Here is a 25,251-nt window from a genome sequence, read left to right on the forward strand (position 1 = left end):
GGAACGAGCACGAAATAACTTGAGCAACTTATAAAATTGCCGATTCAGGCATGGCGACATAATTCCATTGCCTCAGATGTTTATCAAATACAATTCGCATTGATTCTTTAAACCCTGCCATAACTTTTCTGCCTGTTTCATAAACCCTATTAAAAATACAGGCAAAGACTTTTAAGCCTGTTTTTGTTGTTGTTTTTTCTATTAACTCTTTCATAAATAGATGGCTGGTTAAAACCATGCCAGACATGGCGCGAGTAATATGAGGGAATACCAGATGCTCAATAGGGTTCCATTTAGACGTGTACGGGGGATAATGCGCTATCCTTATTTCAATGCCAATTTTTTCCACTAATGCCTGTAAATCCTGCTTGAAAATATAGTGTCTGGAGGAGTTACTACCGCCGCCATCCATTAACATTAAAATGGATGTTGCCAGTGGATAATACTGGATGCCATAGGTGTACCACCAGTGCCGAATCGAATCACAGGAAAACTCGCTGGTGTCACGACTCGTCCCAATGTTAACGTAGGCTTCGTTGCGGTCTATGTCATAAAGTGTATGAGGTACGCCTACACCTTCGGCTAATGAAGGAAAATCATGATCAAAAACCTCGATAGTTTTAGTCGTATAGACCTTACCTTCGCGAAACAGATCACCTATCAATTCCTTTTTTTTGCTATCCACGCTGAGAACAGGATTGCCCGTAGCCGTATATAAATCCCTAAACTCAGCGATCCGTTCAAACTGGGCGTTGCGGTTTATATGCCCGCCAGTCGCTTTGTTTTTCAGGGCCTTGCGCTTCACATAACTATTCTGTTTTAATAATTTTCTGACAATATTGCGACTGACTTTAAAATTCTCTTCAGCCAATAGAGAGCCAATTTTGGCACAGGTCAAATTTGTCCATTTTTTCATTTCATTCATCGGATCACCTGCCGTATGTTCTTTTAAAATAGACAAAAATACGTCATTAATATCTGTTTGTTTTTGAATAATTTGTTTTCGGCCACCGCCCGCTTTTCTGTCCCGTCTTTTGGGGATAGTTGCCTTCTCTTTCAGTTCATTTATCCCGCGTCCAATAGTATTGCGAGAACAGAAAAACAGTTGAGCAATATAACTGATGCCCCCATAAGGAAATTTTGATGCTTCAACCCCCGCATACAACCGCTTATCTTTTTCGGATAGGCGGTTGAACACTTCTTGCATTTGTTTTTCAATTTCTATTGGGTAAGCCGGCTGCATTATAAGTTTTTTTGGCAATGTTTTAGTTCTTTAACTTTACCGCATTACAACGACTACTTGCTCAAGTTATTTCGTGCTCGTTCCTAAGCTGTAACCTAAGCAAGGATTTACTAATATACAAAAATTTTGGTTGGTTTTTTGTTTGACGGGGATGTCAAAAATATCCACTGACAGTTTACTGATGCTGATTGTCAGGAGAGCATCAGTAGTTGAAAAAAACCTTATTTAAAGGCTTATTTCAACCGTTAGCATCCTTCCCAATTGTTTTAAGCCCCTTTTGTTTAGCATATCATATTGATTTTACTACTGTTATTTTTATCGTTAACTTATGGCACAGAAATAGCTTAATTGTGTAAGAGAAGACAATTTAATTTTACTCGAGAGAAGTGACATGAAAAAAACATATCAATAAAACAGCTAGAGATGATGACTATTACAAAAGTGGCGTGAATTTTTATGGTTGTATGCTATCCGCTCGTTGTATTTACAGTTGATGCCACCGACAGTGATCAATATTGCAGCCGACTATATCGGTCGCTTTGTAAAAGCTATATAACCTAAGGACTCCTGATGACTTTATCCACAAATATTAACCGTTATCAAGGTGACGGTTTCAAGGCAAAAAATATGAAAAACATAGTAGGTATATTTATCATAATTTTTTTTATCACGGGATGTGATAGTAAGATTTTTTTAGAAAAAATAGGCTTGAAAGAAAAAATTAGTACGGTTATTCAAACAAGAAATGAGCTTGTATATTTACCTAATAGTGATGAACCCTTTACAGGTAGCTACGTAACCTATTATTTAAACGGGCAGAAAAAGACTGCAATAAATTACAAAAACGGGAAAAGAAATGGATTAACTACCGGATGGTATGAAAATGGGCAGAAGGAGAGTGAAACAAACTTCAAAGAGGGTAAGGAAAATATATTAGCTACCGCGTGGTATGAAAATGGACAGAAAGAGAGTGAGACAAATTTCAAAGAGGGAAAACGAAATGGATTAACGACTCTGTGGGACAAAAACGGACATAAAGAAACTGAAAACAATTACAAAGAGGGAAAGGAAAATGGACTAGCCATACTGTGGTATGAAAATGGAAAGAAAGAGAGTGAAACACTTTACAACGATGGAAAGGAAAATGGATTAGCCACTCTGTGGCATGAAAACGGGCAGAAAGACAGTGAAATAAATTATAAGGATGGGAAACGAAATGGGTTATCTATTGGATGGTATGAAAACGGTCAGAAAAATAGTGAAATAAACTATCAAGATGGAAAGTTACATGGATTAGCTACCGAGTGGTTTGAAGATGGCCAGAAAGAGAGTGAAATAAATTACCAAGGTGGGCAGAAAAATGGATTAGCGACCGAATGGTATGAAAATGGCCAGAAAGAGAGTGAAACAAACTACCAAGACGGGCAAAAGGTAAGCCAAACAAATTACCAAGACGAACAGGAAAGTGGATTAGTTAACGGGCGATATGAAAACGGACCCAAAAAGAATGAAACAAACGACGGTAATGGAATTTGACATAGTTTTGTAGGATTTAAAACCAAAAACAAACCCAGTGCTCTCAATGGTGCTGGATTGGGCTTAGAAGACAGAAACAGGGTACGCGATATGATGAATGAAAAAATAAAGACAGTAGCAATGACGGTAACGATTCTATGTTCTACATGCATGGTAACGACAGCAGAGTCGTCGACCGCGGTGGTACAGGATGATTTGCTTCAGGATGCCGGCGCTTGGGCGCAGGTCGTGGGAGAGGGTAGTCTGAAGGTGGTAGATCCGAGTCTGGAAAAAACGCGTATCTGGCTGGAGGGGCAATCTCGTTGGGACGATAACTTTAGTCATTGGTATCAAGGCATGGCACGCGCAGCGGTTGGCTATTCGCTTACTGACCGCGCAACGATTTGGGCAGGTTACACCTATCTACCCACTCAAAATGTTGGCAAGCACTCGGTCGCTCAGCAAGATGTGTGGCCCGCATTCCGCTATGTCATGCCGACCAGTCTTGGAACGCTCAGTTTTAGAACCATGATCGAAAGCAATTTCTTACCGGGCAATAATAATGAAGTCAGGGTACGTCCACGGCAGATGATTAAATTCATGCACCCGTTGGATTTTGATCCGCGCTTGAGCGTGATTGCATGGGATGAGTTCTTCGTGATACTCAATTCGACGCGCTCAGGGGGACAATCCGGCTTTAATCAAAACCGTGCATTTGCTGGACTTGGCTGGACTTTTAATAAAAACTTCCGGGTCGAAGGTGGATATCTCAATCAGTATCTGGATGATGCGACACATACCAATAACACCATGCACCACTTAATGATGGGGTCTTTGTTTGCCAATTTTTAACTTTATTTGAAAAACTTTTCATCGACTTGCCAGTTTATTAGTAAGCCATTGAACGATTGGCTGACTACATAGGGGGTTAATGTGCAGTGGAACGAATAACTGTGTTAGCGTCTAACAATACTTCAGGCAGTTATCGTTGTTGAGTACATTTTTACCTGCTGGAGGTTCCCTAGCCATTTTTTAATCAAATCAAAACTGTTCGAAGTATTGATTAATTGACTCGATTTATAAAGAAATGTGTTAAGAAGAAAACGCTTCGGACTTCGCTTAATCCGCATTGCCGTTCACTATAATCTTGAATTAGGTACTTTAATGAGTTACATAGGAAGTTTAAATGTGTGTTTGTCCAGAAAATAAGCTGTAAAATGTATCTTAAAGCACTGCTTCGGTCTTTGTCGCACCGTAATTTTCGCCTTTTTTTTCTTGGACAAGGCATTTCGCTGATCGGTACGTGGATGCAGCAAATCGGCATGTCGTGGGTGGTATTCCAGTTGACGGGATCTTCTTTTCAGTTGGGTCTTGTGCTTTTCTGTGGACAGCTTCCCGCGCTCTTTCTATCTCCGCTGGCAGGCGTATTGGTTGATCGCTGGAACCGCCGTCGATTACTGTTGCTTACCCAAAGCATTGCCATGATTCAGGCATTTGGGCTGGCTGTTCTTGACATGTCCGGAACGATCGCCGTTTGGCAGATATTGTTGGCCGATTGGGTGAGGTCGCCAACGACTGCTTTGTAGCACTCCAGTTCTCAGAATCTGGATTTGACTGACTGACCGCTTTGGAGAAACGCGACAGGCGGGTTTGGGTCGAAACTGCTCATTGAACAAAGAATAGCTCCATTCATTTTTTTATCAAACTTGGCAGTCCCAGTTCGGCCAACAGCTGCCCGACAGCTACTCCCAACCAGCATCTGCAATATGTGCAATTGCTGTCGTTTAGGCACTTTTTACTACTAGAGATTTGAAGCGCAACGGTACGAAAAGTAACGGTAGTCTCTAAATTTAGAGTACATAGAACTGACAATTGTCCTATAGTAGCTCGACTAATAGATTATTTTCCAAGAATTAGAATGCAAAAAATTTAAAAACTTGAACATCAATTTATAGGTAATATTGAAAAGTCGTACGGCATTAAGTACATTAACCTGCATTATTTTGTTTCATTATATTATCGTATTCACCGGTGACTGCATCAGGACTTATAAATCCTTCTAACCTAATCCAAGGTTTACCTGCGTATGCTCTCATAAAAATAACAGGCGTATGGTTCATCTTGTCACCTCGATAAACATTAAAAGCCTTTTGAATAGCGATACTTGCCTCTCTGGTACCTGTGTAAAAATCCCAGCCTGATCCTGCACCAAATTTTTTGGCATATTCAGTTAAAGTTGCTGGTGTATCGCTTTCCGGATCAATTGAAATAGATATTAAATGAGCTTTCTTGCCGTCCTTATTCAATTGCGTTTCGATTTTTGAAAAGACATGACTAAGCATTGGGCATATTGCCGAACAAGAGACAAATACAAAATTGAGAATCACCGGACGACCATCGTCTAATTCTTGGCTAAAAACTAATTTTTTGCCATCCTGACGAACCATGCCAACATCAGGTACTTCGTAATTAACAACGGTACGGATAAAATCGGAAGTAGCCGTTTTTTGCCCAGGATCATTTAACGCCGTAGCCCTTAAAGGATAAGACGAACAGAAAACAACACAGAAAATTATAAGGGGTAGTTTAGTCAAAAGGCTCATTAAATGCCTGGTTTGATTGAAGTAATACATATTATTTTTCATTGGGTTATATTGTTCTTTCTGTGAAGTCACGGCACTATCCACCCGGAATCAGTCACCAACTTGCCATCATGGGCAATGTGCGCAATATATGCACCCTTGGAAGCAAAACGTTGTTCACGAGCAAGGCTTAAGTGCGGATAGGCTGAGACATTGGAACCCGTGCTCAACATGTCCTCGGCACGTTCTATCATATAATCTCGATAAAGATTATCCAGCATTTGAGAACTAAGATCAGTCAAGAACAACACGTTAAAAAAAACCTCGGCCTGAAATGCCTCATTAACCAATGGCAGTTGCCAGGTTTTTAACCATTCTTTCATTGTTGCTATATTTTTCTGTCGTTTATCACCCAATTCATAAGGATAAACTACTTGAACATGAGACTTCCATGGCTTTGAAACAAAGCTATAGTTATCCTCAGACAAAAACCCGGATAAATAGATTACAGCTGGTGGATGTTTTTGTGCGGCTTTGTTGACCGCCGACAAATCTGCCGGACGTAACCACAACATGACTGCATCTTTACTGGAAAGACCTTTCAATGCCGCTTTCAAACCTGCCGGTTCTTGACCGTGAAGCACACGATTTTCAATCTTGATATGAGAACCTTGCAAAGCATTGGTCAGCGCATTGGCCGCCCCACGCCCCATTTCGTCATCTTGGTAGATTTGAAGTAACCGGCTAGGCGCTTTTTTTCCTTTATCGCGTAAATGTTTGGCGAGAACGTCTGCTTCCAACGCCACACCCCGAGAATAATAAAGTGAATAAAAATTCGTCTGGGCAGGCAACAGGAAAACACTAGGAAACAAACACGGTAATTTTTCTTGCTGACAAAACGTATCTACCGGTGCCCAAGTGGTTGTTGAAAGTCCCGAAATCACCGAAAAAACAGGTTCTTTATTATATTTTTCAACTAGTTGCTTACCCCAGGTGTCTGGCGCTCCCTGTAATTCCCAAACCGTCAACTCCCAATTACGCAAAGTACGTGGAATAAGGTCCAGAGGCGAGCGCATACGTCCAGAGTATGATTGTTGACTGGCATTGCGCTGAGCAAAAGCTGAACGAATCATCTTTACCATCACTTCACTTTGTTTCGGATCAACATCTGGCGTAATGATAGTAGCAAAATGCAGGCTATCAGCACCGACACCAGGCGACACTTCGGTGGATAGTTGCCGCAAATAAGCTGTTAATGCCTTAATCTCTATATCGTTTAAGGCATATTTTGGCATCAGAGGACTCAGTGGGCTTCCATTGATATTAACTCCCTCTCGGAGTGACTTGCTTAACGATGCTTCAGTATAAGGTGCATGTGCTCTTGTTAAGTTTTTGGCTGCACGCGGGTCAACCAAGGCAAGTGGACGATTATCTTCCGTAGCAAACAAAAAATGGCCAGTAATGGGTGTTATTGCAATATTACCTTCCAGACTTCCCATACCACTATTCCGATGACAGGTCTCACAGGATGCTGAAGGTCCTTCGACATCAACGGCATTAAGACGCTTACCAATCAACGGTTCACCGGACGGTAAAATACCTTCCATATAAATTCGTTTACCCAGCCCCACTTCCTCGTTACTGGTAACTGACTGTTCGGCAGGCGCAATTAATGCCAAGGAAACTAACCCCAAACAAATTAACCAGCGGCTTGACAATAACCATGAAAATTCCTTACGAGTACTTGGAGAAACAGCAGTTTTTGGCATTATGTAAATTTCCCAATAAAATTAATAAATCAGACTGTAAGCCTGATTTAAAGTGAAGTTGGTTTCGCTTCGCCTGACTGTATACCGATCAGTTCCACCTCAAAAGATAACGTAGCGTTCGGACCGATATCGCGACCAGCACCCCTCTGTGCATAAGCGAGTTGCGGTGGAACGATGATCAGCCATTTAGAACCTACCGGCATCAACTTTAGCGCTTCCTGCCAGCCGGGAATAACACCACCAACCATAAATAATGCAGGCTTACCCGTCTGGTAAGAGCTATCAAATACAGTTCCGTCAAGTAGCGTACCTCGATAATTACATAACACAGTATCTTCTGCTGTTGGTACATTACCCTCTCCTTTGGTAAGAATTTTGTACTGCAAGCCACTTGGTAGAGTCACCACACCTTCCTTCTTGCTATTTTCAGCCAGAAAAGCCTCACCCGCTTTTTGATTGGCATCGCCTATCGTTTTCAGGGCAATGATCTGCTTTTGCTTTAGTTCATTTTGATAAGTACTCATAATAGTGCGCAATTCGTCCTCTGAGAGGTCAAGCTTTTTACCTGCATTGGCATCTTTAAGGCCTTTAGCCAGGATATCTAAATCCAGATCAAGTCCGAGACGTTTAAAGTTCCTGCCGATATCAACACCGACGCCGTAACTGACCGACTTCTTATCAAACTTTTCTACGACTGCTACAGTGCTTTTCACAGCAGATTTCAAAGGGGCAGAATCGTTGGCATTAGCCATCGATAACAAAGCGCAACCCGTTATCAAGGCTGCCAACCCGTTCCATTTTTTTTGCATTGTCATTATGACCTCATAAATAATTAAACTTGCGGATAAAATCCACCTTAAAAAATCATCGTTTAAACTGCCAAAACCAGATTATCTTAGGTCTATATACAATTGCTAACGAGTACATTTTTTTGGATAAGTAATTAGTAAAATGTTAAGCCCAATTTTTTCAACAATATATTGGATTATGACAAAACTGTTGTAATTGTGTATTTACAGCAAACCATTACTTTTACTTTGTTAATCAATCTTCCTTGTTGCTTTAAATCTTAGCCTTTAGGCAGAATAGAGCACCCCATAAAAAGCTGAGTAAAGCTACTTTATTGGTCCCGGATTGGGAAGGGATGTATACATCTTCCCAATCTTTGGCTTCATTCCAGCATCCCCAACGGGATGTTTCCTTATTGCTGATTAAAAATTAGCTGTTTTTTTACGATGGCTTAATGACAATAAACCCATCAAACCACTACCGAATAACCAGACAGCAACAGGTGTCGGTACAGCCGTAACTAGCGTACCGTTAAGGGAGAACGCACGGTCCCTAGATCCTGGATTACAACTATAACTATTTGCATCGCAATATTGAATATTAGAACTGCCACCGGTCCCACTGGCTGCCCAGCTCCACAGGGTGCTACCGTTGGATTCAATGTTAATCCAGTAACCGGTGTTCTTGACAAGATTGAACGGAGTCGGCAGATCCATAGTAAAATTATAATATAAGGGAAGTGTATTTGTGCCGACTGGGCCGTCAGTCTGATTAGCATTTCCCGGAACAGTGCTAGTCATCAGAGGCTTCACGGTTGAGAGCTCGGGAAGCACAGCTGAATCGATTAAACCTGAGAGGATCGAGATGGTAAACCCGCTATTGATAACGGGTTGCGCGTCGCCCTGCCAAGTGATGTTTGAAACGGCACCGGATTGAGTGGCTATAAAATAGTTATAGAGCCAGCCATTGCCAGTCGACGAATCCATGGGATTAAGGAAAGATGACGGTGTCTGGGAATAAAGTGTACTGGCAAAAGCCGGGAGCGAAGCCAAGGATGCACAAATGACACCCCCTAAGACAAACGCTTGTCTTGCGCTTCGCATGACACCGTTGAATCCGTTCAAAGGTAAGTTTTTTGATGCCTGTGGCCCTAACAAAGAAATTTGATCCTGCCCATGATATAAGCCCGCTTCCACTTTATGTTGTTGTTTTTTTTTCATTATTTCTTTCCTCTTGTAAAGATTGTTTTAAAAATTTTTATTTCGGTTGTTCAACAGGGATAGCGTTGATCCAGCTTTAATTTATTAAGTGTAGTTATTAAGGTGGTCAACGTCAGTTTATCTGCCACCTAAAATGTTTAAACCAGCCTTCCTGTCAAGCCGGTATTATTTCTTTTTTGGATGCTATCGAAACCTTCTATAGCATCCAAAAAAGATCGGGAATCCCTCCCGACCGTATTTAAAATGGGTCAACGATAGTGCTGCTGACCCGGTTTTATTAAAATAAGGCTAACTTCACGGTGGTTTGTCAAGCCGGCCTGATCAGTTTAGTTAACAATAATGGTAACGGTAGCTGGATTTGAAGTGACGCCGCCATAAGTGACTGTATAGGTAAAGCTATAGGTACCTCGCTTCGATACTTGTCTAGCAGAATTGCCTGCATTGCCATTAGTGGTAACCGGTGAAGTCAATACCATACTTACAGCCCCAGTACCCGTTATAGATACAATTGCCGTAGCGGGAGTAGTGCCTCCACCTGTATGAGTTACCATACTGACATTGGTTACCGTCCGACCAGCGATACCTAAAGGCAGTGAATTGGTCAATACGTTCACCCCAATATTCGTAGCGCTAAGATTTTGCGATGCAGTAGCTGTTGCAGTTGCATTTGCACCAGATGTCACTGAATACGCAGCCGCCACAGGAATTGCTATACCCGTTGCCGTCAGCACCACATTCTGCGTACCGGCACCGTCAACAATAGCCAGGGTCGCAGGCAAAGCCGCCGCTGTAGCCCCCGGCGTGAATGTCACTCCGATGTTACAAGCCGCGCCTACTGCCAGAGGTGAAACACAGGTGTTCGATGTCAGTGAGTACTTGGCAGGATTAGTGCCAGCTAACGTTGCACTGGTGTAGCTTAGCTGACCGATCCCCGTGTTGGTCAGTGTCACGAGCATTGGAGTGCTGGTAGTACCTACCTGAACATTTCCAAATGCAAGCGACGTGGTAGCTGTTGCTGCCGGATTGGTCGCTGTTGCTGTCAATGCCACCGCACCGTAAACAGCTGGCGCAGTCCCCAAGGTACCGAAGTTAGCCACTCTCATATAGGCAGTTTTAGCACCGGCAGTTGTAGGCGTCAGTGTGATGGTAATAGTACAACTTGCGCCTGCAGCAACTCTCGTACCGCAAGTATTCACTTGTGAATAGTTTGCAGGTGCGCCAGTTTTAGTGCAATTACTGAGAGCACCAGTACCTGTCGTACATAACACCGGAGTAGTAAACGTCTTTGCAACTGCACTCGTGTTAGTGACAGTCACAAGTTGTACGCTGGATGAAGGTACAAGGGCTGAAGTGACCTGCATGTTTCCAAAAGCAAGTGCTGTTGGCGATAACAGTAGTATTCGCGAGCCTACTCCGGTTGCACCGGAAGAAAAGGCTGACTCGGTCGTGACATTGTCATAACCTGCCAAACCAGGCGTTAACGGAGTGACAGCACCATTAGCAATGGTTGGAAGCAGAACGGGAAGCGTACGATTGGCATCGCCAGCACCCACTGTATTGTTAGCCATTACCCGGTAATAGACCGAGCTTTGTAATGCTCCAACAGAACTATCAACAAAGTTACGGGCACAGCCTGTCTGAACAGTACACTCTGGTTCTTGCACATTGAAGGTCGTCAAGCCGGTCGTGAAACCCATATCTGACGCCCGTTGGATAGTAACCCAGTTAGATATAAGGGAGTTATCGATCCAGTTGACAGTAACAGTAGTGGCAGTACCTGTAACCGATACGGCACTAGGAGTATCTGGCGTTTGTGCTACAGCGATAGTCCGCATCATGTCGTTTTCTTCATGACCCAGAATATGGCAATGCCAGATGTATTCCCAACCGTAATTAACATTGACGTTAGTGACGGTGGACGCATTACCGGTAATTGGATCCAGATTAAAGAAGCCATTACCGGCACCAGGTACCTGTGCTGGATCCAAAAGACGATGACTATTAGGTACTTTAAATGGCAGTGTGGTCATGACCTTGGGACGCAGGGCGACAACAACATCCTCCAACGGATTCATTCGCACGGTGTCTTTCCAACCTAGTTCGTTAGGTTCTGTTGGACGGATAGTGCCATCCCAACCGACCCGGTTGACTATTTGAACATGAAACAGATGGAAATGCATCGCATGAGAATCAACACCATTGTGAGTAATTCTCCACAATGTAGTACCATCCGTAAGTGGTGCAGCGCCAACAGCAGAACTGTCGTTGGGCGATATTTTGACCAGCTCGGTAGGTGGATCAATATAACCCAAGGGCAACGCAGTATTGGTAGTTGCCGTCGTTTTTGGAAGTTCTACACCGAGCAGAGCGTTCATACGGCCATAATCCATCGTCCAATCTTCGATGATGGTTTTTGGCTGCATGTCCATCAATACCGGCGCAGTGACTGCACCACTATTTACTGGATCGGCATAAGGCGTGTAGTTCAGCGAATAATCCTGAATCAGCGCTAGGTTATGGTTCGCATTACTTGCCAGCGTACTATCGTTAACAGTCGAATTGTAAACTGCATTGTATGCAGCTTGCGGAACGATAATCGGCTCTTGGCTGGTTCTGAACGCTGTTTGTACGGCAGTGGTAAGATTGGCTATGTTAATGGTGCCGGTATCATCCACAGGGTGGGAGCCACCTGAACCGCTAACCTGAATCTGCATGAGAGTACGGGTATTTGGCCCGTAGCCTGGCAGAGTCGAAAACGCGCCACCGGTATCGGTATTGTCATAATCGCCGGTAAAGTAATCCAAACGTAAATCAAATGCCGGCATCGGCGCTGGCGCGTCATTGTACATCAGCAACGTAGAGCCAGCGAAGTTACTAAAATCAACCACAACATCGGCACGTTCTGCAGGGCCTAGCAACAAAGCATGTTGTTTGACATTGGTAACGACGATATTTTTCAGGTTATATTCGTAGTTAACTGGCTGATTTTGGATGACCACTGGCGTCGACAAAAAGCCGCCATCGGTGCCAATTTGAACCATCGCAGGACCACGTGAAGCCGGATCGAACACGCCCGATGGACGTCCATCAAACGTTACGCCACCTTTTTGCAGGGTATACCACCAATCCGGAAATTTGGACACCTTATGCTGAGTGGCATTGAACGGCACCATTCTGGCTTCGGTACATAATGAGGGATCAACTGTTGTACTGCCATCGCACATTACCGTAGGGTTGGCAGTCGGGACTGCTGTCTGAAGTGCAGTGTTTGGGGTGTCATTTTTTGCTGCTACGACCAGCGACAAATTAAGCATGCGGTCGTTACCAACACTTAGAATACGCAAACGATACTGCTTGGGATCCACTTTTAATACAGGGTAAGCTGTACCATTAACCAGAGGGGTGTCATTGAAGGATTCCGGTGTGCCGGTAGGTTGGCCCAGCGTTAAAAGAGTGGGGTCAAAAGTAACCGGTAAAGTTGTTGAAGTATAGGTATTACCGTTAGGTACACCCGGTATGTACTGCCCTTCGCAATAGTTAGATACCGATGATACACAAGTAGCATCGTAATAAGGATTAACAACTGCTCCGTGCGTTATGCCAGTGAACGGTGGCCAGAACCAAGGACCATAATCCCAACGCCCGAAACTGTTGGCACCGGAAATATCACCAGGATTCTGGTTCGGCATGTAAACATGGGGAACCCAGAGGTCGCCAGTACCGTTGGGGTTTATGCTGGTAGCAGCCACGCCGCTACCCCAGCGCCATGTTGGATCAGAGGAACTAAGCTGGGAAGCAAACGGACCGAAAAAATTTAATACTGGTGTAGTATTGTCAGGCACAAAGGTCTTTTCTTGAATCACCAGAGGAATAGTGTCCTCAATAGGTGGCAAGACTTGAAGCAGTGCTGCGTTATTTCCCGATACATTGGTTCCCTTGACCAGATCCTGCTCGGTATCATCTTGAAGTATATAGCCAGCCGCCAGACCGTCATATACGTTCAAACGAGTAAGGCCTTCAGCGTGATCGTGATAAAACATTAATCGGGCACTTTGCTCGTTGGTAAAGAAGAAAGTAAGCGCACCATCACCAGGATTAGTAGTTGCGTTTGCAGGAAGTTTGGTTTGCGATTGGCCTGCTGGTAATGAACAGCTCGACGTAACTGTTGTACTACAGGCTCGCACAACCGCACCCGCTACAAAATACATATCCGGAACATTAGTTGTACTGACACCTTTGTTGGCACCCACTTCACCAGCAGGTTTAATCCACTCGCGAGGTGTTCCATCACTGATCCACGGAGTGTTACCGCCATGCATGTGTAAGGCAGTACGGTTATCGGTGTCAGTAGCGCCGGTAGCACCCATGTAAGTATGATCAACCGGGAGTGGCAACTGATCACCGTTATTAGTGCCTTTAATCGGCAACTGGTTAACCAGCTTCACCCGCACTGGACGGTTTTTTAGGGCGATAATGATCGGGCCTAAATACTGGTTACTGACTGATGCACTACCGACAGGAGCATTTAGTTGCTTGTAACCACGCAAATGGGTAGCCGGCAGGCCGGAGTGTAGTTGCTGAATATACGCCGTTTCAGCGATTTCATAATAATCGGAACCTGGGAAAGTAGTGGTATCGGCAACCGCTACTGGTAAACCTTGACCGAGGTCATTAAATCCTTTGGTGTAATCAGCGCCTGAGGTGTACGAAGAAACACCTGGAATACCTGATAAATAGTTGATAAATTTCTTCAGACCGGTTCCGGTGACTGGAACGGTAAAGCCTGTACCTAAATAAGTTACTGGTGTCGCCAGGTTACCGATGTAACTTGGATTAGGTGCAGTGGTATTAAGGCCTGTAGTTGTATCCCGTACAAAAGGATTAAACTCCAAAATACCAACAATGACCCCATTAAAAATTTCCGGAGTTACCGTAATTGAGGTTACACCGACACCACCGTTAATGGTAACCACTGTACTTGCATCGTAGCCAATGCCGCCATTAAGAATCTGGACATCAGAAATACCACCTGTATAAGCCCCGGGCTCGATAGATTGGTAATCATAAGTAGTTGCCGCCGCGATTGCGCCAGTGCCTGATCCAGTAATTGCAACCTTAGCCAAAACCGGCTGCGGGCTGTTTGCGTAGTTACCTGTTACACCAAAATAATCCGGTATTTGGCCTGGTCCCGGCGGTGGATTTTGAAGGCCAATCGCAGCCAGCGAACCCGCAGCAAAAGTGGCTGTGCCACAAGCCAACATTATTTGCCTGATCGATTTATTTAGATTCATTGTTCACCTCTCTGACCATTTCCAGTGTAGCCTATTTCCAGCTTGGCAATACCTTGTAGTTGTTGTTGATGTTGTTGCCCATGAGACTGTCTGAGACGAACAGCAGAAGCTTTGCGGTCACTATGAGGCATCTTATGCCGACTGTTTCTTGACTGAATCTGATCTGAGTTGTTTATTTGATCAGGAGTTGAGTTATCGCCTTTAGCATACGCTACCCCCCATCCCCAGATCACACCGAAAATTATCAAAGATAACCCCGTTACAAATTTATTTTTTTTCATTACGTTTATCCTTCATTCTCGGAATTTAAAAAGTTGTTTTTTTATTCTTGGCCATAAGCTTTATCTAAATGATTTTTTGTTAATAAAATTTTTAGTAACCTGACTCATTTCGATAGGAGCATGGGTCCAACATAAACTTCAATTAGACTTACAGAAGTAACAAGCAAATTTTAAGCCAAAAACATATACTGATGATTTCAATAGATATTTCTCAATCTATTGAAAATAAAGACTGGATACATGCAAGTATCACTGTAATATTTTTATTACATAAAAAGAGGCCTTGCATAAAGAGAACACAAGAATAATGCGAGGAGTCACTGTAATATTTCTGATACACAGAAAAAATACTTAATCAGTGCAGAATGAAAAAAAACAAGAAAATGATGCTAATGACTGGCAATCGCTGAAAATCTTAGAAACGGAGCGACAGCGAAGTGGTGCGACTGGCATGGTAGTCAGCTAGCTGGTGTAAGTCCAGCCATTGCCCTGTGAGAAGGGAAAATGTAGGCGAAGGCAAGGGTGTCCAAAGAAACTTTCAATAGCTACTCAACAGGGAAACACGGTTATTGATAGCCAATGCGGAATCTGAAGGAAGCCCTAGCCAAATCAGTCACCTAAACGAAAGTGAACCTTCGTAAGGCGGCAACATGAGGGTAAGGTGCCCGCGACCACCGAAGCCCAATATTCTCACCGTAAACGTGTTGTCGTATTGAAGGTAGGTGGATTGAGAAAGTAGACTATCTTACCCAGTGACGGGCCGTCGGATTCGGGTCGGAGTAACTGCGACTCTTTAAGCCCTAAGCGCAGCAGTAATGTTGACGTTATGAACCGAGGGTCTTCAGACGAAGCCATAGTAATCGTAAAGTTCTGTGCCGTTGAATTCATGGTGACATGAAGGAGGGTAAAACACAGGATCAGCAACAGGATGTTAGAGGTGAAGGGCGGAACATGTAAGCGGCCATGGTCGTTACATTTGACTGGCAGTTTGAGATCAGCCAACTAAGGAGCCAACGACTATCCGCGCCGTAAACAGTGGACGAATCGTTGGTGCACGATTGACGAAAGACTGCTGCAACATGAGTAAAATGAGCGATATGAGCCTATTAATAGAGGAACCAAGACTTTTCGACAACCTATGCTCAACGCTGTATTTGGGAGTAGGCTTTAAATTGGTTAAGAAGAACAAAGGTGCGGCCGGTATAGATGGTGTGAGCATTGATGACTTTGAAGCCAATTTAGACGAGGAGCTAAGTCAATTGCAACAGGAGCTTTGTAATTGGACTTATCAACCTTCGCCGGTACGACGAGTAGAAATCCTTAAGCCTGATGGCAAAGGTGTGCGTTTACTTGGCATACCGACGGTGCGTGACCGCGTGGTGCAAACAACACTAAAGCTGTTACTGGAACCGATTTTTGAGCCGTGTTTTTCACCGCACAGTTACGGATTTCGTCCAAGTCGCAGCGCGCATCAAGCCGTAGCAGCGGCACAACAGATTATCAATAATGGTAAACCTTACGTGGTGGACATCGACCTAGAAAAGTTCTTTGATCGAATAAATCACGATCGGCTGATAGCCCGCATGGGTGAAAAGATCAGCGATAAACGGCTACTGAGATTGGTGGGGATACTGTTGCGCAGCGGCGTTATGGTCAATGGTGTTGTTAACCCCAGCAAGGAAGGTGCAATGCAGGGCGGTCCTTTAAGCCCGTTGCTTAGCAATATAGTACTGGATGAGTTAGATCAGGAATTGGAGCGGCGAGATCTGGAATTTTGCCGGTTTGCTGATGATTGCAATATATTCGTAAAATCGCAAAAAGCAGCGGAACGGGTGATGGAAAAGGTCAGCCAATTCATAGAAAAGAAACTGAAGTTAAAAGTGAATCAAGATAAAAGCCAAGTTGCTTTATCTGATAAGGTGAAGTTCTTAGGTTTTACCGTGGTCAACGGGACGATTGCGATAGCGCATAAAGCCCTGCAAATGGCCATGAATAAAGTCAAAGCACTGATACCAAGAGGCACTCATAACACTCTGGAAACGACCATGGACAAGATCAATCAATGGTATGTGGGCTGGTCGAACTATTATAATTTGACCAACTATCCCTCACAATTGGGGAAAATAGAAGCCCATATCCGGCGGAGACTAAGATCAAGGCTAGTGAGTCAACAAAAGAGAAGACAGTTTCTTTATCAAAACCTGGTAAAACGGGGAGTACCGTTCAAGCAAGCGTCAAAAGCCGCCTTTTCAAATAACAAACGATGGGCGCTCTCTAATACCCGAGCGGTAACGAAAGCCTATCCCAATAGTTGGTTTATTAACCTGAAAGGGCAGGAAATACGCTCCGATCAAAAGCTAGCGCATTGGTTTGATGTTTCTCAATGGATAAGCCTTGCATGAGGAGCCGTGTACGGATCCGTACGCACGGTTCTGTGGGCAGACGGAGGCTGCGGCCTCCTCTGACCCGATAAGATTTTTAGTCCGCGATAGCTGTAGGGCATGTGTTTTCACGAAGCGTAGCGTAGTGAAAATGCAGGCTTTACGAAACAGCGTCAAGTCATTTGGAACCTATGTTTCGACCCCTTGTTGGGTCGAAACGAGGTGACGAGGACGAATCGGGGCAGCCGAAGGCATTGGCGGTCGCGTAATTTTTTGCTGATTTTTCGAGCAGGAAGCCCGGAAAAATCTTTCGCAAAAATAGCGACTCCCTTTTAGGCATTAAAAATTTACCGATAACAGGCTATTAAATTCAAAGGCTTAGAAATTAATAAGCGTTGCAGGAATTATCGCAAGTGCTTCAACTTTTTTTAAGAATGACCAAGTGGTTAATAAACCGGATTAGGTATTATTTTTTAACTGTTACCTAATTGATATACTTGGAGGCTGACCGGGAATAGGAACCATAGCGAGGGGGTAGCTATTTTGGTCATTTAAGGTAAATAATTGTTCTATATAAACGAAAATGAGCGGAAAAATGGATCCAAAATAACTTTTCCGCAGTCGATTTTTTATTCATGGACAGCCTGCAAATAAACCTATTGATTAAAAAAATATACCAATTTAAGTTCGGGCAGGATGAGTTTGAGCCGTTCATGGTGAGTCATTTACACCATGAACGGCTCAACCATCAACCTTCGATTAACTCAGGGCAAATTGACCTCTACTTGTTAAGATACCCATGACTAAAGGCCAAAGTTTAGGTCAGCATGGATTATTGATTAAAAATTTAGGCATTCTTCATCCCTCGGAGGAACTTGCAAAACCCGTTAAAGCGAGCGGAATTAGTAGCCAGAATAGCCAAAAAAGAAAAACAACTGGTTCAAAATGATAAAATAAAAGATTAAAAATCTAATTATTATTAATAGTATGAGTAGGTTACGAGATACATTATCACAGACATGGCTTAATATACAAAGCTCATTATTTCCTTGGTTATCAGAAGAACTGGGGCCACTGACCGAGAAACAACAGGAATTGGTGACCACCTTAGAAGTGGTGCGTATCGAAGAATTCATCTATTCCAGTGCTGGATTTCCAGGACGTCCGCCTCAAGACCGCTCGGCCATAGCCAGGGCATTTGTGGCAAAAACGATTTATAACCTGCCGACGACACGCGCTTTACTGGATCGATTAGAGGCTGATAGTGCCTTAAGAAGGATTTGCGGTTGGGAGCGCAAAAACGATGTCCACTGATGAGTGGACATTCTCAAGGGCATTTGCCGAGTTCTCGAAATATCGTTTACCTGAGCGGGTTCATGAAGCGTTTATTAAAAAAAGCTATGCAGGCGAAATCGTGGGGCATAATTCTCGCGATTCAACCGCGATAGAGGCACGGGAAAAGCCGCTCAAAAAGGAACCTATCCAGAAAATAGCAGCAAAACGTGGACGTCCTAAAAAAGGCGAAGAACGCATTAAACCATTGACCCGTATTGAGCGGCAAGCCAGTGGTATGGATATGGCGGACATGCTTAACGATTTGCCGACAGCTTGCGACGTAGGCACCAAGAAAAACAGTAAGGGTTATAAAGTCAGCTGGATCGGCTATAAGTTACACATCGATGTGGCGGATGGCGGTATTCCTATCAGCGCGGTATTGACCTCCGCCTCTACTCACGACAGCCAGGTTGCTATTCCATTAGCAATAATAAGTAATGAGCGCGTTACTAATCTTTATGATGTCATGGATTCTGCTTATGATGTGCCGCAGATTCACGACATGAGCCGACAGTTGGGGCACATTCCGCTGATTGATGTGCATCCTCGTCGGGATAAAGCCTTAAAAGAAGAGCTGACGGCTGAAAATAAACGTTGTCGATTGGTCGGACATAGAATGGCCGAAGCAATACGCTATAACGAGCGTAGTACTGTTGAGCGTGTTAATGGTCGACTGAAAGATGAGTTTGGTGGACGGGTTGTGCGAGTCCGCGGTCATGCAAAGGTGATGTGTCATTTGATGTTTGGCCTTCTGGCCTTAACAGCCAATCAGATGGTGATTTTAGTGACCTAGAAATCATTTTGACGGCTATAACATGGTTATTTTATGGATAGTAGGGATAACTATGCCCTGATTCTTATACAAACGATAAGATTACAGTGTAAATGGCCTAATAGTGAGCCATTTGTTCAAAAAACGACTTATTAGAAGTCATGTGCAACTTACCGCGTTTTTCGGTCGATAATTTTGCAAGTGGCTCCTCGGTTTACACTTTTTGCAATTACAGGTTTTATAAACCAAGAAAAAGGGATCCCTTCGATGTACAAATGAATCAGAAAAACCTTCAGCTCATTGTACACTGAAGGTTTATATTCATGCCATTTGCCAATCCAGCAGATTTCCACTTTCCACTTGAAGAGCCTTTTTACGGAAGGCTATTTACGCGGCCTCCCGATCTTACCAACGATATTCGTTTACTCATCGGCACTAACGCTCTTCATGCCCTATTGAACGGTGTCTGGGGAACAATAACTCATTTGGCGGATCAATATGGCATTTCCAGAACGTTCATTTATGCGCTGGCAAATATAGATACCGAAGCTAATAAAAGGCCATGATAAAAAATTAGCCAATGCTGACCTTGGTTAGCAAGCTCACCTATGTAGTTTAATTAGCTTCGATATCTATAGTTATTCTAAATAAATGAAAATGATCGGAAAATTTATGTGCTGCCAGATAGATGAAGCTCTAAAAATCCAAATTCTCTATAGTATACTTATGCATCAACCGGTAGAGGCTTACACGCGAAATACCCAGTAATTGCGCAGAGCGACTAATATTGTTGTTGGTATGACGCAGGGTTGTAAAGATCAACTCACGGTCGGTAATTGCCCTAGCCTGCTCAAGGGTCTGTAATGTACGATTTTTATGACGTTTCTCCAGCCCTAGATCCATCGGAGTAAGTAGACGATTTTCCGACAAGACAATAGCATGACGAATAACATTCATTAATTGCCGGACATTGCCAGGCCACTCGTAATTTTTTAACAGGAAAAGAGCATCTAAACTAAATCCTCTCGACTTGTAATTTCTACCTGCAGAAAATTTATTGAAATAATAGTAAGCAAGTAGTTCTATGTCATTTTCCCTCATTCGCAATGATGGCGTTTTTATTTGCAGTACCTGAAGACGGTAATAAAGATCTTCCCTGAAGGTTCCGTTTAGTACCGCTGCTTTAAGATCTACATGGGTTGCAGCAATTACCCGCACATCAATAGCAATTTTCGCTGACCCACCAATACGCTCAATTGTTCTGTCCTCAAGAAAACGTAACAGATTAATTTGTTGTTCAAAAGGTAAATCCCCTATCTCATCCAAAAACAGGGTTCCACCCTGTGCCGATTCAATACGGCCAATTTTAGATTGCTGTGCTCCGGTAAATGCGCCTTTTTCATAGCCAAATAACTCTGCCTGAATTAAATCTTTTGGAAATGCACCACAGTTTATTGCAACAAGCGGATATTTGGAGCGGTTAGAATTATTATGAATGGCGTTAGCAACCAATTCCTTGCCGGTTCCGGTTTCGCCTTCGATAAGAACTGAACAGTCTTCTTTAGAAACTTTTTGAAGCCGGTTAAATAAATCAACCATCAATGAACTATTGCCAATAATTCCAAAGCGGGAAGGATAGTGAGTGATTTGTTTTTCGACAGGCAGATCAAATTTATTTGTACCATAAGCATGACCCAAAGCAATTAACAAGTCCTTAATATCAACTGACAAACTGGTGTCATCGTCGCAATATTTAGCGATTAACTTACTGGAATTAAAATCAGGCGATATTTGTGATCGGCACTCTTTATGCAAACCTGTTATCCAATTAATGGGTACATCTGAATTAAATAATAAATGTAGCTTGGCCAGCAGCTTTCCGTTTGTGCAATTATCGATCAAACAGTTGTCGCCGCACATCATGTCGTTCAGATACAAGCCTACCTTGAACTTATGTTTATATAATAATTGTGTCGCTTGCTCCAGATCATTGGCAATATACACAACCCAATTGTGAAGCAATAATTGATTACTAATTTGATTTCCAAATATCGATGGCTGAAAAACGATCAAATTGCGAGTTGCTACAGACATAAGTCAATAAACTCCTTATCAAACGTTAATATAAATTTTAGCATTAGCCATATACAATTCTAATCTATCTATTCCATGTGTGTAAGTATTCAGTCCCCCCCTCTTTGAAAAAGAGGGGTTAGGGGAGATTTTATTAGATTAATTCCCTTCAATCCCTTTTTTTCAAAGGGGGTGGTGAATATTTACCAATGTGTTTGTCTATTTATTTATAGTCTTTACTAAAGTTACAATAGCGAAAATAGTACATCTTTTACCCCTATAGATTCTCAAATAAATAATTTCGATGCTACCAGATAACCTTCGCTGGAAGGGAGGTTATCTGGTAGCCTTAAAACGAAAATTTAATCTACATGTAAAGCATAGTTTACAAAATAACATTCAACTCATAAGTACTGTCGATAATTATTGGATTTGCAGAAGAACACCCAAAATCAGATTTTCGTGTTTATGTATTCAAATGGCGTGTAAGCAAAAGTACAATGCGTGTTACCGGTCACTATTAGCCATTGACGCACGAATGGGAGTCCACCTTGGCTCAAGTATTTGCCTTCAGGGCATAATTTCGGCAATAGTCGAAAGAGCTATGGTACTAAGTCACTCAAAGGACATCAGGACATACTTCAAATCGAAACGCCACAAGACCGTAACGGCACTTTTGAACCCCTGTTTTTAAACAAAGCCAATCACGCTGTCTATGCTGAATAGAGTTTTATGAAGGAGTTGCGTCATTTATAGAAAACCCCACTTTAATTGGTTTTGCTATAACCTGAGTTCGAGATAAGAGATAATCACAATGATAACAAATCTCTTCTTCGTAAATTGAACTCAGGCTTTTTATCTTGGTAAAAATTAAGCGACTAAAAAGACGATAACATTGATCATATAATTTGTCATGGAACGATGCCTGGAGTGCTAAGCTGAAAAATATTTTTGAGCCCACCATTAATAGTTTTAATAATCCTGGATTTTCTCAGTAAAAGTACATCAACAGCGCTGATAAATTTGGGTTTCATATTTTTTTTGATTGTTGTAATTAACTCAACATCAATTGCCAATAGTTTATTTTCTTTCACCAGTTTCTATTAACTTTTTCCCATTCTGGAGTAAATGTCTGACATAAATCGTCCATATCACAAAATAATCTCGTTAAAATTATAATTCGACAGCCTTTTAAAAAATATAATCTTGATCGATTTTATAAAAGCTGCCAATTTTTTTATCCAGAACTCAGGTTATATAAGTCACAAGTACAAAAACTGGCAAACTTAGATGCACAAAAACAATTGGAATATTAAGCCACTTCTTTTACTCAAAACTTGTTATTCAAATAAATAATGATAAATTTAAGTACATGAAGTTTCCAGTTTTAAAATATAGCCAATTACGTAGCCTATGCGGGATAAAGACTTAATGAAGAGTTTTAGTAATTTATAGCAAACCTCAGTTTAATTAGTTTCCCTATATGTAACGAGAAAAAAATGGCAATCTTCAGCTTTTAACTAAAGCAACTGTAAATGGTGAGTCTTCGAATTATTATTTGTTTCTTATAGGCAGGTATAGAGCTATGGCCAAGCAAAACAGGACCATAAAAAATGGTTTTTTAAAGGAACAAAAAATCTGGCGCTTTTTGTTAACTGTGATGGCATTAAGTATGATTTCTCCCGTGCTTTCTGCAAATATGCCGGATTCTATAGCGATGATTCAACAATTAGGAATTAAACCACAAGATCTTGCGAGCCTGGATCAGGGAGGAATTGTTTTTTTCAATGTTGCAGGAAGTAGCGAAAAAGAGTTAACCATAGGTGCTGCAATGTATTTGTTGGCAGAGCCCTCCAAAATTATTGAGTTGATCAAGAGGGAAGACTTGGTATCCTTGGATACCGGCGTTCTTGCTGCGGGTGACATTCCGTTACAGGCAACGCAGGATGTGTTCAAAGGTTTTGCTTTGCGAGCTGGGAGCGCTGCCGCTGAAGATTTTTTGGCGGCAACGCCAGGCAGTCAATTTAATTTGTCCACACAAGAATTTCAGATTATACGAACTATAAGTACGGCACTACCTGATGCGGCATCCGAAGTTTATAGAAAGATTTTATGGCAGCGATGGCAGTCTTATCGTAAGACAGGCTTGAAGGGCATTGCAAATTATGATCGTGGTGATGGCACGGAAGCTAATCCGGCGGGAGAGTTACAGACAGCGGCGTTAGAAAGCAAAGTGCTGGCGCATTATTTTCCTGAATTATTTAAGGCTTGGCTGAATTATCCGGTTGCTTTACCGATTGGTGTCGAAGAAGCATTTTTCTGGAGTAATCGCGAAGTCCAAGGTAGTCCCACGGCTATTCTTGTTCACCGTGTCATGTTGAGTGAGCGTGGTGGCGAGTTGATTCTTACCCTGCAATTTTATGCCGGGCATTCTTTTAATTCTAATCAGCTAGTTATTGTTTGCTTACCCTATCGTGATGGTTCCCTGGTTTTCTATGAAAATCGAAACTTTACTGATCAAGTTGCTGGTTTTGGAAGCAATTTAAAACATGCTATAGGCAATAGTATGGCGCAAAATGAAATCAGTAAGTTACTGAAAGATTTGCGTAAGTCTCTTAAATAGAAATCTTTTCTAAATACTGCCATAGCGTAAGTTAACAAGAGCAGCCACTAAATGACATATCAGGGAGTAATGTGTGTGCTCTTCCAAGTAAGCTGCCAGCTTGAGGTGAAGATGCAGAAAATATTCTGGTGATAGGCCGCAATCCCTGGGAATTCTTCAGGCTTGTGTGCGGCCAGTTGGTCATAAGGGATTGGGTATCCAGGTTTTCAGCGGTGGATTGTTATTTTAACCTTATCAAGGCCAATTTTTATGTCGGTTATTTAAGAAATATATCTAATTAAAATAATCAGTTACACGAAATCATTTACACCCTTTGGAAAATATTATGAAAACCTCGTTAGAAAACGAAAAGCAACTTTTTGACCGTAATTCCTTGGTAAACCTGGTGCGTAAATGGGGCGATGTAAATACCGAAGGTATATTGTCAGCCACATGCCAAATTTTTTCCGATCCATGTATCGAAGGTTTTATTGGCTATCGTATCGAAACCGGTAACGCAGTAGTTTTTGGTGATCCAGTATGCGCCGCAGTAAATAAACAAGCACTAGCCAAAATGTTTCAACAGTATTGCCTAAGCCTGAAAATAGGTGTTGTTTACATCATTGTATCAGAAGAATTTGCCAACTTGGCAGTGCAAAATCTCGGTTCTGTTCTGATTGAATTCGGGGAAAAATTTGTATTAAATCCTCTCAGTAATCCCATTGACCGTAAAGGCTCAAAAGCTGGACTTGTCCGCAACAGGGTGAAGCGCGCACGACTGGAAGGGGCTTTGGTACAAGAATACTCTGGAGATAATTCTGACATTGAAAAAGCATTGCAAGAAGTCGCAATAACATGGCAAAAGGAACGCCAAGGACCTCAAGTCTTTTTAGCTGACTTTACTTTGTTTAATGATCGTGTAGGCAAACGTTGGTTCTATGCCAAAAAAGAAGAAAAAATAGTTGGAGTTATACTACTCAGCGAACTTCAATCGCATAATGGATGGCTTATAAATAGTATTCTAACAACTAAAGATGCCCCCCATGGTATTTCAGAATTATTGGTCATCTCTGTGCTACAAACTTTAGCACAAGAGAATTGTCAATACGTTTCAATGGGGCCTGTTCCGGGGAACCAACTGGGAGAAATCATCGGACTGAATGACTTTTCCAAAACAGTTGCACACTGGGTCTATCAATTAGCAAAGAAAGTTTTTCATCTCGGCGGCCGAGCAGCCTTCTGGAAAAAATTCGAACCAATAATTCACCCCTCATATTTGTTGTTTCCTGAAAAAAACCTATCCTATTCAAGTATAAAATCTCTTCTTAAAGCCCTCAATGCTCATGTTTAAAAAACCAAACACCTCACTTCCAATCCTAGATTAATATCAAGGATGCT

General features: G+C 42.4%; 18 protein-coding genes and 1 pseudogene. 9 read left to right on the plus strand and 10 right to left on the minus strand.

What is annotated here, in order from left to right; genetic code table 11:
• Window positions 1–28: 28 nt before the first annotated feature.
• Entirely contained in the window at window positions 29–1,243 is a 1,215-nt protein-coding gene (locus KKZ03_RS13560; protein WP_243217356.1) for an ISAzo13 family transposase, read from the minus strand.
• Window positions 1,244–1,813: 570 nt separating this feature from the next.
• On the opposite strand from KKZ03_RS13560, the gene KKZ03_RS13565 reads away from it, so the two are divergent.
• From KKZ03_RS13565 to KKZ03_RS13575, 3 genes are all read left to right on the plus strand, one after another.
• Entirely contained in the window at window positions 1,814–2,779 is a 966-nt protein-coding gene (locus KKZ03_RS13565) for a toxin-antitoxin system YwqK family antitoxin (protein WP_243217357.1), read from the plus strand.
• Window positions 2,780–2,959: 180 nt separating this feature from the next.
• Window positions 2,960–3,610, plus strand: a complete 651-nt coding sequence (locus tag KKZ03_RS13570) for a DUF2490 domain-containing protein (protein WP_243217358.1) — start codon at window positions 2,960–2,962, stop codon at window positions 3,608–3,610.
• A 365-nt stretch (window positions 3,611–3,975) separates the two neighbouring features.
• Window positions 3,976–4,344, plus strand: coding sequence for an MFS transporter (locus KKZ03_RS13575; RefSeq protein WP_243217359.1), 369 nt, complete (start codon window positions 3,976–3,978; stop codon window positions 4,342–4,344).
• 402 nt (window positions 4,345–4,746) lie between these two features.
• Here the strand turns inward: KKZ03_RS13575 and KKZ03_RS13580 are convergent, their stop codons facing one another.
• The 7 genes from KKZ03_RS13580 to KKZ03_RS13610 form a co-directional block, all read right to left on the minus strand.
• Window positions 4,747–5,433 (minus strand): SCO family protein, encoded by a 687-nt coding sequence (locus KKZ03_RS13580; RefSeq protein WP_243217360.1) that lies wholly within the window; start codon window positions 5,431–5,433, stop codon window positions 4,747–4,749.
• On the minus strand, window positions 5,430–7,109 hold the full coding sequence (locus KKZ03_RS13585; RefSeq protein ID WP_243217361.1) for a c-type cytochrome: 1,680 nt from the start codon (window positions 7,107–7,109) through the stop codon (window positions 5,430–5,432). Before KKZ03_RS13585 ends, KKZ03_RS13580 begins: the two co-directional genes overlap by 4 nt.
• 47 nt (window positions 7,110–7,156) lie before the next feature.
• Window positions 7,157–7,924, minus strand: coding sequence for an FKBP-type peptidyl-prolyl cis-trans isomerase (locus KKZ03_RS13590; RefSeq protein WP_243217362.1), 768 nt, complete (start codon window positions 7,922–7,924; stop codon window positions 7,157–7,159).
• A gap of 396 nt (window positions 7,925–8,320) precedes the next feature.
• The gene (locus KKZ03_RS13595; RefSeq protein ID WP_243217363.1) at window positions 8,321–9,118 is read right to left on the minus strand and encodes a hypothetical protein; all 798 of its coding nucleotides are present in this window, start codon (window positions 9,116–9,118) and stop codon (window positions 8,321–8,323) included.
• 326 nt (window positions 9,119–9,444) lie between these two features.
• Window positions 9,445–14,409, minus strand: a complete 4,965-nt coding sequence (locus KKZ03_RS13600) for a choice-of-anchor D domain-containing protein (RefSeq protein WP_243217364.1) — start codon at window positions 14,407–14,409, stop codon at window positions 9,445–9,447.
• Window positions 14,406–14,690 carry a hypothetical protein gene (locus KKZ03_RS13605; RefSeq protein WP_243217365.1) on the minus strand — a complete coding sequence of 95 codons (285 nt, stop codon included), beginning with the start codon at window positions 14,688–14,690 and terminating at the stop codon, window positions 14,406–14,408. Before KKZ03_RS13605 ends, KKZ03_RS13600 begins: the two co-directional genes overlap by 4 nt.
• 690 nt (window positions 14,691–15,380) lie before the next feature.
• The gene (locus KKZ03_RS13610) at window positions 15,381–15,692 is read right to left on the minus strand and encodes a hypothetical protein (RefSeq protein WP_243217366.1); all 312 of its coding nucleotides are present in this window, start codon (window positions 15,690–15,692) and stop codon (window positions 15,381–15,383) included.
• A 95-nt stretch (window positions 15,693–15,787) separates the two neighbouring features.
• Here KKZ03_RS13610 and ltrA point away from each other — a divergent pair, with 95 nt between their 5' ends.
• From ltrA to KKZ03_RS13635, 4 genes and pseudogenes are all read left to right on the plus strand, one after another.
• Window positions 15,788–17,092, plus strand: a complete 1,305-nt coding sequence (gene ltrA, locus KKZ03_RS13615; protein WP_243217367.1) for a group II intron reverse transcriptase/maturase — start codon at window positions 15,788–15,790, stop codon at window positions 17,090–17,092.
• 778 nt (window positions 17,093–17,870) lie between these two features.
• The gene (locus KKZ03_RS13620; protein ID WP_243217368.1) at window positions 17,871–18,020 is read left to right on the plus strand and encodes a hypothetical protein; all 150 of its coding nucleotides are present in this window, start codon (window positions 17,871–17,873) and stop codon (window positions 18,018–18,020) included.
• 38 nt (window positions 18,021–18,058) lie between these two features.
• Window positions 18,059–19,199, plus strand: a pseudogene (locus KKZ03_RS13630) (transposase).
• 302 nt (window positions 19,200–19,501) lie between these two features.
• Entirely contained in the window at window positions 19,502–19,744 is a 243-nt protein-coding gene (locus KKZ03_RS13635; RefSeq protein WP_243217371.1) for a hypothetical protein, read from the plus strand.
• Between the two features lie 130 nt (window positions 19,745–19,874).
• Here the strand turns inward: KKZ03_RS13635 and KKZ03_RS13640 are convergent, their stop codons facing one another.
• Complete coding sequence (locus tag KKZ03_RS13640) at window positions 19,875–21,272, minus strand: sigma-54-dependent Fis family transcriptional regulator (protein WP_243217372.1); 1,398 nt, start codon at window positions 21,270–21,272, stop codon at window positions 19,875–19,877.
• 890 nt (window positions 21,273–22,162) lie between these two features.
• Window positions 22,163–22,345, minus strand: a complete 183-nt coding sequence (locus tag KKZ03_RS13645; protein ID WP_243217373.1) for a transposase — start codon at window positions 22,343–22,345, stop codon at window positions 22,163–22,165.
• A 491-nt stretch (window positions 22,346–22,836) separates the two neighbouring features.
• On the opposite strand from KKZ03_RS13645, the gene KKZ03_RS13650 reads away from it, so the two are divergent.
• Window positions 22,837–23,874 carry a hypothetical protein gene (locus KKZ03_RS13650; RefSeq protein ID WP_243217374.1) on the plus strand — a complete coding sequence of 346 codons (1,038 nt, stop codon included), beginning with the start codon at window positions 22,837–22,839 and terminating at the stop codon, window positions 23,872–23,874.
• Window positions 23,875–24,199: 325 nt separating this feature from the next.
• Window positions 24,200–25,204 (plus strand): DUF2156 domain-containing protein, encoded by a 1,005-nt coding sequence (locus KKZ03_RS13655; protein ID WP_243217375.1) that lies wholly within the window; start codon window positions 24,200–24,202, stop codon window positions 25,202–25,204.
• Window positions 25,205–25,251: the final 47 nt, after the last annotated feature.

The sequence above is a fragment of the Methylobacter sp. S3L5C genome, from assembly GCF_022788635.1.
Lineage (GTDB): Bacteria > Pseudomonadota > Gammaproteobacteria > Methylococcales > Methylomonadaceae > Methylobacter_C.